Raw genomic sequence first — 13,863 nt, 5'->3', positions numbered from 1 at the left:
TCAGCGTCACCGGCCGGCCGCCCCCGCGGGCGGGGTCGTTGGAGCGGAGCGCCGGTAGGTTCGGCGCTCCGCGTCGACGACTCGAACCCGCGCGCACGACACGTCACGGAGAGCGAGCAATCTGTCGCCGAACGGTGACTCTCCGTGTAACTTTGAGTCATGGACGCGCCCCGACCCCCCGAGCCCGTCCGGCAGTCCGCCGACCGGCCCGGCGACCGGAGTGAACGCCGCGACGCCGAGCGCCGCGACCTCGACCTCCTGGTCTGGGACGCACCGAACATCGACATGACGCTGTCCTCGATCCTGGGGTCGCGACCGGCGTCCTCGGACCGCCCGCGCTTCGACGCGATCGCCCGCTGGTTCCTCGCCGAGGCCGCCGACCACGAGGTCGAGGGGTGCGTGTTCACCAACGTGCACCCGACGAGCGCGGTCTCGCTGCGGGGCTGGATCGAGGCGCTGCGCAACTTCGGGTACGCCGTGTTCGCGCGGCCCAAGGTCCACCCGGAGGACGACGTCGACGACGCGATGCTGCAGCACATCGCCTCCCGGCAGGCCAGCCACCGGTTGCGCCGCGTCGTCGTCGCCAGCGGCGACGGCCGGAACTTCCTCGCCCCCCTGGAGGAGCTGCACCGCGCCGGGGTCCGGGTCGTCGTCCTGTCCTTCGCCGAGGTCGCGGGGTACGCGCAGGAGTCCCCGCTCATCGAGTTCGTCGACCTCGAGGACGTGCCCGGCGCGTTCCAGGTCTCCCTCGGCCGCACGCGGCTCACGGCCCTGCCGCCGGACGGCGGGTGGTTCCGTCCCACGCGGCCCATGCGCGCTCTCCTCGACGAGGGCACCCCGCTGGACCACCCGCACCAGCACGCCCCTGCCGGACCTCGCGAGACGGACCCGTTGCACGGCAACGCACCCGCGGCCGCACCGCACCCCGAGGACGCCCCCGCCCCGGCCGCGCCGGACGTCGGTGAGGTCGGCCGCGTCCCCGCCCCGCAGTCCCCGCGCGCCCGCACGGCCTGACGCCCCACCCCGGCTCCCGCCGACCGACCCTGCGGGCCTCGCCGACGGCCGGACGGGGTCCTCAGGCCACGTACCCTGGATCCGTGTCCGCCACCACTCGTTCCGTCGCCCTCGTGACCCTCGGCTGCGCCCGCAACGACGTCGACTCCGAGGAGCTCGCCGGCCGCCTGGCCGACGCCGGCTGGACGCTGGTCGACGACGCGGACGGTGCCGACGTGGCCGTCGTCAACACGTGCGGGTTCGTGGAGCAGGCCAAGAAGGACTCCATCGACACGGTCCTGGCCGCCGCCGACCTCAAGGAGGCGGGGCGGACGAAGGCCGTCGTCGCGGTCGGGTGCATGGCCGAGCGCTACGGCAAGGACCTCGCCGAGTCGCTGCCCGAGGCCGACGCCGTGCTCGGGTTCGACTCCTACGGGGACCTGTCCAGCCACCTCGAGGCGATCCTGCACGGGGAGAAGCGCGAGTCCCACGTCCCGCGGGACCGCCGCACCCTGCTGCCGCTCGCCCCGGCCGACCGGCAGGCCCAGCGCCAGGCCGCCCGCGCCGTCACCCTCGCCGAACCCGACCTCCCCGAGGGCCTCGCCCCCGCAAGCGGGCCCCGGGTCGTGCGGCGCCGGCTCGGCTCCGGGCCGTGGGCGCCGGTCAAGATCGCGGCGGGCTGCGACCGTCGCTGCTCGTTCTGCGCCATCCCCGCCTTCCGCGGGTCCTTCGTCTCCCGGCCCGCCGACGAGGTCCTCGCCGAGACCCGGTGGCTGGCCGAGCAGGGTGTGAAGGAGGTGTTCCTCGTCAGCGAGAACACCACCTCCTACGGCAAGGACCTGGGGGACCTGCGGGCCCTGGAGGCGCTGCTGCCGCAGGTCGCCGCCGTCGAGGGCATCGAGCGCGTCCGCGTCTCCTACCTGCAGCCGGCCGAGGTCCGCCCCGGCCTGCTGGATGCGCTCACCTCCACGCCCGGGGTCGTGCCGTACTTCGACCTGTCGTTCCAGCACTCCGCGCCGAACGTGCTGCGCCGCATGCGCCGCTTCGGCAGCACCGACGCCTTCCTGGCGTTGCTGGAGCAGGTGCGCGAACGGTTCCCGACCGCCGGCGTCCGCTCCAACGTCATCGTCGGGTTCCCCGGGGAGACCGAGGACGACGTCGACGAGCTGTGCTCGTTCCTCGAGCGTGCCCGCCTCGACGTCGTCGGGGTCTTCGGGTACTCCGACGAGGACGGCACCGAGGCCGCGACCCTCGACGGCAAGCTGCCCGAGGACGTCGTCGCCGCCCGGGCCGACCGCGTCAGCCGGCTGGTCGAGGAGCTCGTGGCCCAGCGCGCCGAGGAACGTCTCGGCGAGGTCGTGGAGGTGCTCGTCGAGTCCGTCGTCGACGAGGACGGCGACCCGCACGTCGTCGGCCGCGCCGCCCACCAGGGGCCCGACGTCGACGGCGAGACCGAGCTGGACCTGCCCCCGGGCGTGACCCTCGCGGTGGGTGACCTCGTCCGCGCCCGCGTCACCGGGGTGGCCGGTGCCGACCTGCTCGCGGAACCGCTGGTGGGGACTACGGTCGAGGCATGAGCACCAAGGCGGGTCTGCACTGGAACACGCACCGGGTGCACCTGCCGAACGCGTTGACGGTGCTGCGCATCGTCTTCGTCCCGCTGTTCGTCTGGTTCCTCGCCGCCGACGGGGGGACCAACTGGCGGTGGCGGCTCGCCGCGGCGGTCGTCTTCATCGCGGCCAGCATCACCGACCGCTACGACGGGCACCTCGCCCGCCGCTGGGAGGTCGTCTCCGACTTCGGCAAGATCGCCGACCCCATCGCCGACAAGGCCCTCATCGGGGCCGGGCTGGTCGTGCTGTCGCTGCAGGGCCGGGTGTGGTGGTGGATGACCGTCGTCATCCTCGCGCGCGAGCTGCTCGTCACCCTGCTGCGGTTCATCGTCATCCGCCGCGGCGTCATCCCCGCGGCCAAGGGCGGCAAGATCAAGACGGTCGTCCAGACCGTCGCCGTCGGGCTGTTCGTCCTGCCGCTGCCCGCTGCGCTGGACCCGGTGTGCCTGGTGGTCATGGCGGTCGCGGTCGTCCTGACGATCTGGAGCGCGTGGGCCTACTTCGTCGCCGGGGCGAAGCTCCTGCGCCCGTGACCGGTCCGGGCGCTGTCGACGCCGGCCCCGTCGTCGCCGGGCTCGTGGCCGCGGGGCTGACCGTCGCCACCGCCGAGTCGCTCACCGGCGGACTCCTGTGCGCGACCCTCGTCGACGTCCCGGGTGCCTCGGCGGTCGTGCGGGGCGGGATCGTCGCCTACGCCACCGAGCTCAAGGCCGACGTCCTCGGGGTGGACGCCGACGCCCTGGCCCGCACCGGACCGGTCGACGGGACGGTCGCCGAGCAGATGGCCCGGGGGGCCCGCCGGGTCCTGGGCGCCGACGTGGGCCTGGCCACCACCGGCGTCGCCGGTCCCGGTCCCGCGGACGGCTTCCCTGCGGGGACCGTCTTCGTGGGGATCGCGGCCGACGCGCTGCCCGGCGGCGCCCGGCACGTGCGCCTCGACGTCCCGGGGGACCGGCCGCAGGTCCGGCGCGGAACGGTGCAGGCGGTCCTCGCCCACCTCGCGGCACTGCTGCAGGCGCAGGCGCAGGCGGAGGGCGGCGGCGGGGTCGCGGAACAGGATGCCGTCCCAGGGAGTTGAGCCAGACGTGCGCAACTCTGCTCCCACCGCTACCTCCGCGCCCCGTCCGGGGTACGGTGGTGGTTCCACTACAGGCAGCCACCGAGCAGGTCCGGACGGACGACCGGCGTTGCGCGGACTGCCACCTCGACTCCCTGAGGGAGGCCGCCGCATGGTCGTGCTCCGCCGGACGATCGGTGACGTGCTGCGCGATGAACGGCGCGGACAGCAGCGGACCTTGCGCGAGGTCTCCTCGACGGCCCGCGTGTCCCTCGGGTACCTCAGCGAGGTCGAACGCGGTCAGAAGGAGGCCTCCAGCGAACTGCTGGCCTCGATCTGCACCGCCCTCGACGTCCCCCTCTCCGAGGTCCTCGGGGAGGTGACCCGGCGCATCGCCGACGAGGAGGGTGTCGGCACCCGGCGTCGCTACGCGGCCGAGGGCATCGTCCCCGCGCCGGCGCCCCGGCCCACCGCCCCCGAGGTCGTCGACTCCGCCGAGGCGGCGACGGACCTGCCCCACGACCTGGACACCGACCTCGACGCCATCGTCGAGCAGGCCGTGGACTCCGTCGTCGACCACGCCATCGGCTCCGCCCTCGGCGAGGTGCCGAGCCGGGAGTTCTCCGTCGAGCTGGAGGGCCTGCCCGCCGAGCTCGAGCTCATCGTGCGTCGCCGGCTGATCCCCGCGGCCTGACGCATCCCCCCCCGATCACTTCCGCGTGCGGTAGCTGCGTGCGGTCTGCGGCCGGCCGGAGCTGCCCAACGGGCGCTGCGGCCGGCCGTCGTCCGTCGGGGCCGGTCCACGCTGGCAGCCGGGGCAGTAGAACGCGGTGCGGTCCTGCGGCGGGTCCCCGATCATCGCCACGCGGACGGTGCCCCCGCAGCGCAGGCAGGGCAGTCCGGACCGGGCGTGCGCGTAGTTCTGCCGCCCGCGGCGCAGGTCACCGGTCGTCACCTGGTCGGCGCGTTCCTTGTTGACGTCCAGCAGCCGGTGCACGAGCGCGACGAACGCCGCCACGTCCTGCACGTCCCGCACCGGTGACCACGGCGTGAGCCGGGCCAGGAAGCACGCCTCGGCCATGTAGAACGTGCCCACGCCGGCGAGCACGCGCTGGTCCAGCAGCGCCGCCCCCAGCTCCCGGTCCGGCTGCTCCAGGAGCCGCCGCTCGGCCTCGGCCGGGTTCCAGGCGGGCCCCAGCAGGTCCGGCCCGAGGTGACCGACGAGTTCGGACTCGCGGTCGGTCGTGACGAGGTCGAGCATCCCCAGCTTGTGGCCCACGGCCGTCCACACCTGCGTGCCGAGCACGGCCCGGATGCCGGACGCCGACCGCCGGCCGCGGGGGTCGCCGGTGTGCTCGACGTACCAGGACCCCTCCATCCGCAGGTGGCTGTGCAGCGTCACCGCGGGCTCCGGCGTCCCGTCGACCGCCGGGCCGGCCGCGATGCGCGTGAGGATGTGCTTGCCCGCGCTGACGACCTCGACCACCTCGCGCCCGGTGAGGTCCACCGTGGCCAGGCTGGGCCACCGCAGGTCGGTCTCGGTCAGCTCGCGACCGGCCAGCGCCCGGTCCAGGCGCCGCGCGGTGCGCCAGACGACGTCTCCTTCCGGCACGCCTCAGCTCCGGATCCGCAGACCGCGGGGCGTCGCGTGGAAGCCGGCCCCCTCCAGGGCGCGGCCTAGCGGCGAGTCCGCGGCCAGCACCCCGCTGCCGTCGGCCTTCTCCACCGTCAGCTTCCCCAGGACCCCCTCGCGCACGGACAGGGCCAGGGCGTCGGCCGCGGGCTGCAGGACGTCCTCCTCGACGGTCCAGGACAGGACCGACCGGCCCCCACGTTCGACGTACAGCGCGAGCTCCCCGTCGACGAGCACCACGAGGGCGCCGGCCTTGCGGCCCGGCCGGTGTCCCGTTGCCCCGGCGCTGACCTCGGACCGCTCGGGCCAGGGGAGCGCGGCACCGTGGGGGTTGGCCGGGTCCGTGGCCGCCAGCACCAGCGCGCCCGGGCCGGCGTCCTTGGCCCCGCGCCGCTGCGACGGGCTCGCCCCGCCCACCGGCTTGGCCGTGTCCCGCAGCCGGTCCACCGCTCCCGTGGTGGCGAACTGGGACGCGCCCAGCCCCTCGACGAAGTACCCGCGGCGGGCGCGGCCCGCGTCCTCGAACGCGGACAGCACCTTGTAGACCGCGGCGAACCCGCCCGGCACCCGTTCGCTGCCGACGGCACCGCGGGTCAGCACCCCGTGCCGGTCGAGCAGCACCTCGGCGCTGGCGTGGGCGCGCACGGTCGCGTCCATCTCGACCTCCGGCAGGAGGGACCACCGGCCCGCGGCCGACGGCGGACCGCCGCGCGAGGGCAGTTCCAGCCGGCGGGTCCCCCGGGGCGCCCGGCCCGGGCGGGCGTACCGCGTCCTGGGCGCGGCGGCGCGGGGCTTGTGCGCGCCCCGCCCACCGAGCCGGTTGCGCAGCGGCGCCAGCGTGTCGTTCGTGAGCCGCCCGGCCCACACCAGGTCCCACAGGACGGTCGTCAGCCCCGGGTCGTCGGTGGACCCGACGGCGTCGGACAGCGCGCGGAAGAAGTAGGCGCCGCCGCCGCCGAGTGCGTCCAGGACCGCCCGGTGCAGCTCGGTGTCGACTTCGACGTCCGCCTCCGCCGGGTCCGGCAGCGTGAGGGGGGCGAGGTCGGCCGGGTGCAGCGAGACCCACCCGTCGTCGCCGGGGAGACTGCCGTGGCCGGACCAGACGACCTCCCCGGCCGCGGTGAGCTCGTCGAGCATCGACGGCACGTACCCCTCCACCCGCGAGGCCAGCACGAGCGGTTCCAGGGCGCTGGCCGGCACGACCGCGCCCGCGAGCTGCTCGACGACGCGCAGCACCCCGTCGACCCCGCGCATGCGCTGGCGCAGACCGGTGCTCACCCCCTGCCACGCCGGCAGGAAGCGGGCCAGGTCGCGCGGCGGCACCGGTTCGACGTCGGCGCGCAGCGCCGCCAGCGACCGGCGGCGCAGGATGCGCAGGACGTCCGCGTCGCAGAACTCCAGCCCCGTCCCGCCCGGGCGCAGCTCGCCCTCGACGAGGCGCCCGGAGGCCTGCAACCGGCGCAGGGCGTCGTGCGCGACGGCCCGGCCCACACCGAAGCGGGCCGCCGCGTCCGTCACGGTGAACGGCCCGTGGGTACGGGCGTAGCGCCCGAACAGCTCCGCGAGCGGGTCCGCCACGGGTTCGGTGAACGCCTCGGGGATGCCGACGGGCAGCGGGGTCCCGAGACCGTCGCGCAGGCGGCCCGCGTCTTCGATGACGGCCCAGTGCTCCTCGCCCGCGATGCGGACCCGGATGAGGCGGCGCGCCTCCTCCAGCCCGGCCAGCCAGCGCGCCGCCCCGCCCTCGCCCCCGCCCTCGCTGCGGGCGGCGACCTCGGCCGTCGTCAGCGGGCCCAGCACGCGCAGCAGGTCCGCCACGTCCTCGGCGTCGGTGGACTTGCGCTCCGGCACCAGTCGCTGCAGCTCGTCCTCGGTGCGCTGCACCGCTTCCGGGTCCAGCAGGTCCCGCAGCGCCGCCCCTTCGCCCCGACCGAGGAGTTCGGCCAGCAGGCTCGGGTCCAGGGCGAGCGCGGCGGCCCGCCGCTCGGCCAGCGGGGAATCGCCCTCGTAGAGGAACTGCGCGACGTAGCCGAACATCAGGCCGCGGGCGAAGGGGGACGGTTGGGGCGACTCGACCTCGACGATGCGGACCTTGCGCGCGGCCAGGTCGCCCATGAGCTGTTCCAGACCCGTCACGTCGAAGACGTCGGACAGGCACTCGCGCACCGTCTCCAGGACGATCGGGAAGCTCGCGAACCTGCTGGCGACCTGCAGCAGCGACGCCGCGCGCTGACGCTGCTGCCACAGCGGCTGGCGCCGGCCCGGCTGGCGGCGGGGGAGCAGCAGGGCGCGGGCCGCGCACTCCCGGAACCGCGACGCGAACAGCGCGGACCCGCCGATCTCGGCCGTCACGAGTTCGGCCACCTCGTTCGCCTCCAGGGCGACGAGGTCGGCGACGTCGGGGGCCTGCCCCTCCGGCAGGTCCAGGTCGGGCAGCCGCAGCACGATGCCGTCGTCGGCGGGCATGGCCTGCACGTCGACGCCGAACCGTTCGCGCATGCGGGCGCCGAGGGCCAGCGCCCACGGCGAGTGGACCTGGCCGCCGAAGGGGGAGTGGATGCAGATGCGCCAGTCCCCGAGCTCGTCGCGGAACCGCTCGACGACGATGGTGCGGTCGTCCGGCACGTGCCGCGTCGCCTCCTGCTGCTCGCTCAGGTAGGTCAGCAGGTTCCCCGTCGCCCAGTCGTCCAACCCGGCCGCGAGCACGCGTTCGCGCGCGGGGGCGCCGCCGAAACCCCCGTCGAGGGAGCCCAGTTCCCGGACGAACTCCCCGAGGGCGCGGCCGAGTTCGGCGGGCCGGCCCAGGGCCTCCCCGTGCCAGAACGGCAACCGCCCCGGCTGACCGGGCGCGGGGGTGACGAGCACGCGGTCGTGGGTGATGTCCTCGACCCGCCACGCCGAGGAGCCGAGGGTGATGACGTCGCCGACGCGGGACTCGTAGACCATCTCCTCGTCGAGCTCCCCGACGCGCCGCCCCGGCCCCTCCCCGGAGGCCAGGAAGACGCCGAACAACCCGCGGTCGGGGATCGTCCCGCCGCTGGTGACGGCGAGCCGTTGCGCGCCGGGGCGTCCGGTGAGGGTGTCGGTGACGCGGTCCCACACCAGGCGCGGGCGCAGCTCGGCGAACTCGTCGCTCGGGTACCGGCCGGACAGCATGTCCAGGACCGCGTCCAGCACGGCGCGCGACAGCGTCGCGAACGGCGCGGCGCGCTTGGCCAGCGCCAGCAGGTCCGGCACCGTCCACTCGTCCATCGCGACCATCGCGACGATCTGCTGGGCCAGCACGTCGAGGGGGTTCGCCGGCACCCGCAGCTCCTCGATCCGCCCGTCGCGCATGCGCTCGACGACGACCGCGGTCTGCAGGAGGTCACCGCGGAACTTCGGGAACAGCACACCGCGCGAGACCGCGCCGACCTGGTGGCCGGCGCGGCCCACGCGCTGCAACCCGCTGGCCACGCTGGGCGGGGACTCGACCTGGACGACGAGGTCGACCGCGCCCATGTCGATGCCGAGTTCCAGGCTGGACGTGGCGACCACGGCGGGCAGCCGGCCGGCCTTGAGGTCCTCCTCGATGAGGGAGCGCTGCTCCTTCGACACCGACCCGTGGTGGGCGCGGGCCAGGACCGGCGGCCGGTTCTGCGCGTGGCCCGCGGCGCCCATGACCTCCGCGGGTGGCGCTGCGGGAGTCTCGCCGTCCTCACCCTCGTCGGGGTTCAGCCGCTCGTCCCAGATCTCGTTGAGGCGGGCCGTGAGGCGCTCGGACAACCGGCGCGAGTTCGAGAACACGAGGGTCGAGCGGTGGTCGGCCACGAGGTCGACGATGCGTTCCTCGACGTGCGGCCAGATGCTCGCCCGGCGGGGGTTCCCGGCCGCCTGGCCCGTGAGGTCGTCCGGGTCCTCCGCGCCGCGGCCGGAGGCGTCGAGCTGGCTCATGTCCTCGACGGGGACGACGACCTTGAGGTCGAACTCCTTCGTCGACGGCGGCTGCACGACCGTGACGGGGCGGCCGCCGGAGACCCACTCCGCGACCGTCTGGACCGGACGCACCGTCGCGGACAACCCGACGCGTTGCGTGGGTTCGCCCCCGGCCGCGGTCACGAGCGCGTCGAGGCGTTCCAGGGACACCGCGAGGTGCGCTCCGCGCTTGGACCCGGCCATGGCGTGCACCTCGTCGAGCACGACCGTCCGCACTCCGCGCAGCTGCTCGCGCGCCTTCGACGTCAGCAGCAGGAACAGCGACTCCGGCGTCGTGATGAGCACGTCCGGCGGGGTGCGGGTGAACCCGCGCCGCTCCTCCGTCGACGTGTCGCCCGACCGCACGCCCACCCGCACGTCGGGGACCGGCAGGCCGAGGCGCTGGGCCGCCTGCCGGATGCCCGTCAGTGGGGAGCGCAGGTTGCGCTCTACGTCCACCGCGAGCGCCTTGAGCGGGGAGACGTACAGGACGCGGCAGCGGTGGTCCTTGTCCTCCGGGACCGGCTCGGCCGCCAGTCCGTCCAGGGCCCACAAGAACGCCGACAACGTCTTGCCGGACCCGGTGGGGGCCACGACGAGGGCGTGCTGGCCGCGGCTCACGGCGTCCCACGCACCGAGCTGGGCCGGCGTCGGCGCCGCGAACGCCCCCCTGAACCACGCGCGCGTGGCCTCGGAGAACCGCCCGAGGACGTCCTGGGCCGCCGGGGCGGGGGGACGGTCGTCGGCGCTGCGCGTGCTCATCCCGTCATGACACCACCCGCCTCCGACACGTGCGCCTCAAGAGGGCCGTGGCACCCTGGCGCCCATGCGTGTCAGCGAGTTCTGGACCCTGGTGACCGACGAGTTCGGGGACGCCTACGGGCGCTCGCTGGCGGCCGACCAGCACCTGCTGGCCCTGGACGACCGGACGGCGCGCGAGGCGCTCGACGCCGGTGTGGACCCCAAGGCGATCTGGCTGGCGCTGTGCGACGCCATGGACGTGCCGGAGGCACGCCGCCTGGGCCGGGACCCCCGCCCGCGCCGGCGCTGACGCCTCCGACGGCGGCTACTCCCCGGTCGCGCCGTCGATCCGCTCGCGCAGCAGGTCGGCGTGCCCGTTGTGCCGGGCGTACTCCTCGACGAGGTGCACCAGCACCCAGCGCACGCTCGTCGTCCCCTGGCGCGGGTGCTCGAAGACCTCGTCGAGGTCGTGCGCGGCCAGCACCCGCCGCGCCTCCTCCTGCTCCTGCGCCAGCCACGCCAGCGCCTGCGCCGGGTCGGCGTCGTCGACGTCGTCGAAGTCGCCGTCGGGGTTGTCGGCGGAGTACGTGAGCGGCGGGGCGTCCTGGCCGTCGACCCGGACCCGCCACCAGCTGCGCTCGACGTCGGCGAGGTGCCGTACGAGGCCCAGCAGCGTCATCGACGACGGTTCGGCGGACCGCACGCGCAGCTGGTCGGCGCTGAGCCCGGCCACCTTCCACGCGAAGGTCGCGCGGTGGAAGTCGAGGAACCCCTCCAGCGTCTGGCGCTCACCGGCCCGCTGCGGCGGCTCCGGTCGCGGGTCCGGAGCCGAGGTCACCGCCACTTCAGGTCCGCGCCGACGGCCGTCGTCCGCAGCCGGTACAGGCTCGTCGAGGCGGCCACGAACAGGTCCGTGCCGTCCGCACCGCCGAAGCAGAGGTTGGCCACGACCTCCCCCACGACGACCTCGAGCAGCCGGGTGCCGTCGGGCGCGAAGACGGTGACGGCGTCGCCGTTGCTGGTCCAGACGTTGCCCGCGGTGTCGACGCGGAACCCGTCGGCGAGGCCGCGGTCGACCTCGACGAACACCCGTCCGTTCTTGACGACCGGCCCGGACGGGACGGCGTCCGCGCCGCGGCCCCCACGGACGCCGGTGAGGACGTCGTAGACGCGGATGAGGCGGTGGGACCCGTTGCCGGGGGTGGGGGCGGCCGACGTGTCCGCGACGTACAGGAGGGACTCGTCGGGGGAGAAGGCGAGACCGTTGGGTTCCTCGACGTCGCTGACCACGACGCGCAGCTCACCGGTGGCGGGGTCGAGGCGGAAGACGAAGTTGTCGCCGTACTCGCGGAACCCCTCGTGCCCCTCGACCTCCACCGTGATGCCGTACGGCGGGTCGGTGAACCAGACCGCCCCGTCGCGGGCGACGACGACGTCGTTCGGGGAGTTGAACCGCTCGTCCCCGAAGCGGTCGACGAGGACGTGCGTGGTGCCGTCGGCCTCGGTCCGCTCGATCGCGCGACGGCCGTGCGAGCAGGCCACGACGCGCCCCTGGCCGTCGAGCGTGCGCCCGTTGGTGAACTCGACCCCGTCGGCGTGGACCGTGAGGCTCTCGGCGCCCTCGTCCCAGCGCAGGATCCGGTTCCCGGGGATGTCGCTGAAGATGCAGGCGCGCTCGTCGGGCAGCCAGACGGGGCCCTCGGCCCACGTGCTGCCGGTGCCGAGGCGCTCCAGGACGGCGCCGTCCTGGACGAGGGCGGCGCCGCGCGGGTCGAGGACCTGGGGCTGGGAGGTGGGGGAGGACTCCTGCGTCACGGGCGTGAGCCTAGTCACGGCCCGACACGCCGGGTCGCGGTGGCTTGGGCTCGAACACGTGTACGGATAGCATCGCGGAGTCCACAGGGGGCTCGCCGGGCCGTTCGTCCACAGCTCCCCGCTCGCGCGGGGGTCGTGTCGGAGGTCCGTCCTAGCGTGACCCGCATCAGTTGGAACCACGACCAGAGGTGAGGACATGCCCGCTCCTGCGGACCGCGAGAAGGCCCTCGACGCCGCGCTCGCCGCGATCGACAAGAACTTCGGCAAGGGCTCGGTCATGCGGCTGGGCGACGACGTCCGCCCCCCGATCGAGGTCATCCCCACCGGGGCCATCGCGCTCGACGTCGCGCTCGGCATCGGCGGTCTCCCGCGCGGTCGCGTGGTCGAGGTCTACGGCCCGGAGTCCTCCGGGAAGACGACGGTCGCCCTGCACGCGGTGGCCAACGCCCAGCGCAAGGGCGGCATCGCGGCGTTCATCGACGCCGAGCACGCGCTCGACCCGGACTACGCCGCCAAGCTGGGCGTCGACACCGACGCCCTGCTCGTCTCCCAGCCGGACACGGGGGAGCAGGCGCTGGAGATCGCGGACATGCTGATCCGCTCCGGCGCCCTCGACATCATCGTCATCGACTCCGTCGCGGCCCTCGTGCCGAAGGCCGAGATCGAGGGCGAGATGGGTGACAGCCACGTCGGTCTGCAGGCGCGGCTCATGTCGCAGGCCCTGCGCAAGATCACGGGTGCGCTGAACCACTCCGGCACGACGGCCATCTTCATCAACCAGCTGCGCGAGAAGATCGGCGTCATGTTCGGCTCGCCCGAGACGACGACGGGCGGCAAGGCGCTGAAGTTCTACGCCTCCGTGCGCCTGGACGTCCGCCGGATCGAGACGCTGAAGGACGGGACGAACCCCGTCGGCAACCGCACCCGCGTCAAGGTCGTCAAGAACAAGGTCTCCCCGCCGTTCAAGCAGGCGGAGTTCGACATCATCTACGGTCAGGGGATCTCCCGCGAGGGCGGCCTCATCGACCTGGGCGTCGAGCACGGCTTCGTCCGCAAGTCGGGCGCCTGGTACACGTACGAGGGCGACCAGCTCGGCCAGGGCAAGGAGAACGCCCGCGCCTTCCTGCGCGACAACCCGGACCTCGGTGACGAGATCGAGAAGCGCATCAAGGAGAAGCTGGGCATCGGCCCGCGCATGGACGCTCCCGCGGACGCCGAGACCAAGGTCGAGTTCTGAGTCGTCGCGACCAGACGCCGCCCGGTCCGGAGGAGAACCCGGACCGGGAGGCCGACCCGCGCGAGGTCGCGCGTTCCATCGCGTTGCGGCAGTTGACGATGGCTCCTCGAACGCGGGCCCAGCTGGCCGAGAAGATGGCCGCGAAGGACGTACCGGCCGACGTCGCGGTCGAGGTCCTCGACCGGTTCGAGGAGGTCGGCCTCGTCGACGACCGCGCCTTCGCAGACGGCTGGGTGCGCTCGCGCAGCACCGGCCGGGGCCGGCGCGCCCTGGCGCAGGAGCTGCGCCGCAAGGGGGTCGACGACGAGACCGCCGCCGAGGCGCTCGAGGTCGTGGACCACGACACCCAGTTCGAGGCGGCCCGGGACCTCGTCGAGCGCAAGCTGCGGTCGGTGCGGGGTCTGGAACGGGCGGTCGCCGAGCGCCGCCTGTTCGGCATGCTGGCGCGGCGGGGGTTCCCCACCGATGTCGTGCTCCGGGTCGTGCGCGAGGCGCTCCAGGCCCAGGCGTAACGTCCGGTCCGTGACCGTCATCGCCATCCTGGAACTGACCCTCAAGCCCGAGAGCGTCGCCGACGCCCCGGCCATCATCACCGAGACGCTGCAGGCCACCCGGGCCTTCGAGGGGTGCCTCGGCTGCGAGGTGACCGTCGACGTGACCGACGAGACCCACGTGGCCATCGTCGAGCGGTGGACCTCGGTCGAGGCCGACGACGCCTACCGCGCGTTCCGCGCCACCCCCGAGGGAGCGAACCGCCTCGGCTCGATCACCGCGGACCGCAAGCTCACGCGCTACACGGTCCGCGACGACCTCTGAGCCC

General features: G+C 74.4%; 12 protein-coding genes and 1 pseudogene. 9 read left to right on the top strand and 4 right to left on the bottom strand.

Annotation, left to right across the window (positions count from 1 at the left end; translation table 11 throughout):
* The first annotated feature begins 159 nt into the window (after nt 1-159).
* The 5 genes and pseudogenes from ACFEMC_RS12125 to ACFEMC_RS12105 form a co-directional block, all read left to right on the top strand.
* Nucleotides 160-1,014, top strand: a complete 855-nt coding sequence (locus ACFEMC_RS12125) for an NYN domain-containing protein (RefSeq protein WP_380169870.1) — start codon at nt 160-162, stop codon at nt 1,012-1,014.
* Nucleotides 1,015-1,097: 83 nt separating this feature from the next.
* Nucleotides 1,098-2,570, top strand: coding sequence for a 30S ribosomal protein S12 methylthiotransferase RimO (rimO, locus tag ACFEMC_RS12120; protein WP_380169869.1), 1,473 nt, complete (start codon nt 1,098-1,100; stop codon nt 2,568-2,570).
* Nucleotides 2,567-3,139, top strand: coding sequence for a CDP-diacylglycerol--glycerol-3-phosphate 3-phosphatidyltransferase (gene pgsA / locus ACFEMC_RS12115; protein WP_380169868.1), 573 nt, complete (start codon nt 2,567-2,569; stop codon nt 3,137-3,139). The genes rimO and pgsA overlap by 4 nt, the downstream gene beginning before the upstream one ends.
* The gene (locus ACFEMC_RS12110) at nt 3,136-3,684 is read left to right on the top strand and encodes a CinA family protein (RefSeq protein ID WP_380169867.1); all 549 of its coding nucleotides are present in this window, start codon (nt 3,136-3,138) and stop codon (nt 3,682-3,684) included. Before pgsA ends, ACFEMC_RS12110 begins: the two co-directional genes overlap by 4 nt.
* A 151-nt stretch (nt 3,685-3,835) precedes the next feature.
* A pseudogene (locus tag ACFEMC_RS12105) lies at nt 3,836-4,075 on the top strand (helix-turn-helix domain-containing protein); the annotation flags it as partial.
* 297 nt (nt 4,076-4,372) lie between these two features.
* Here the strand turns inward: ACFEMC_RS12105 and ACFEMC_RS12100 are convergent.
* Both ACFEMC_RS12100 and ACFEMC_RS12095 read right to left on the bottom strand, forming a co-directional pair.
* On the bottom strand, nt 4,373-5,275 hold the full coding sequence (locus tag ACFEMC_RS12100; protein WP_380169866.1) for a DNA-formamidopyrimidine glycosylase family protein: 903 nt from the start codon (nt 5,273-5,275) through the stop codon (nt 4,373-4,375).
* 3 nt (nt 5,276-5,278) lie between these two features.
* Entirely contained in the window at nt 5,279-10,012 is a 4,734-nt protein-coding gene (locus ACFEMC_RS12095) for an ATP-dependent helicase (RefSeq protein WP_380169865.1), read from the bottom strand.
* A 64-nt stretch (nt 10,013-10,076) separates the two neighbouring features.
* Between ACFEMC_RS12095 and ACFEMC_RS12090 the strand changes: the two genes are divergently transcribed.
* The gene (locus ACFEMC_RS12090; protein WP_380169864.1) at nt 10,077-10,301 is read left to right on the top strand and encodes a DUF3046 domain-containing protein; all 225 of its coding nucleotides are present in this window, start codon (nt 10,077-10,079) and stop codon (nt 10,299-10,301) included.
* 15 nt (nt 10,302-10,316) lie between these two features.
* On the opposite strand, the gene ACFEMC_RS12085 is transcribed toward ACFEMC_RS12090, so the two are convergent.
* Both ACFEMC_RS12085 and ACFEMC_RS12080 read right to left on the bottom strand, forming a co-directional pair.
* Complete coding sequence (locus ACFEMC_RS12085) at nt 10,317-10,829, bottom strand: DinB family protein (RefSeq protein ID WP_380169863.1); 513 nt, start codon at nt 10,827-10,829, stop codon at nt 10,317-10,319.
* Nucleotides 10,826-11,806, bottom strand: a complete 981-nt coding sequence (locus ACFEMC_RS12080) for an SMP-30/gluconolactonase/LRE family protein (RefSeq protein ID WP_380169862.1) — start codon at nt 11,804-11,806, stop codon at nt 10,826-10,828. The genes ACFEMC_RS12085 and ACFEMC_RS12080 overlap by 4 nt, the downstream gene beginning before the upstream one ends.
* 196 nt (nt 11,807-12,002) lie before the next feature.
* Between ACFEMC_RS12080 and recA the strand changes: the two genes are divergently transcribed.
* From recA to ACFEMC_RS12065, 3 genes are read left to right on the top strand one after another with little or no spacing between them, the layout of a single operon-like run.
* Complete coding sequence (recA, locus tag ACFEMC_RS12075) at nt 12,003-13,043, top strand: recombinase RecA (RefSeq protein WP_367637563.1); 1,041 nt, start codon at nt 12,003-12,005, stop codon at nt 13,041-13,043.
* A complete protein-coding gene (locus tag ACFEMC_RS12070) occupies nt 13,040-13,555 on the top strand; it encodes a regulatory protein RecX (RefSeq protein ID WP_380176751.1) in 516 nt (171 codons plus the stop codon). Before recA ends, ACFEMC_RS12070 begins: the two co-directional genes overlap by 4 nt.
* A 10-nt stretch (nt 13,556-13,565) precedes the next feature.
* Complete coding sequence (locus ACFEMC_RS12065; RefSeq protein WP_380169861.1) at nt 13,566-13,859, top strand: putative quinol monooxygenase; 294 nt, start codon at nt 13,566-13,568, stop codon at nt 13,857-13,859.
* Nucleotides 13,860-13,863 lie beyond the last annotated feature (4 nt).

It is taken from the genome of Kineococcus sp. DHX-1, from assembly GCF_042473625.1.
Taxonomy (GTDB): domain Bacteria; phylum Actinomycetota; class Actinomycetes; order Actinomycetales; family Kineococcaceae; genus Kineococcus.
The sequence above is the reverse complement of the archived record's forward strand: the minus strand, read 5'-3'. Positions and strand labels throughout refer to the sequence as shown.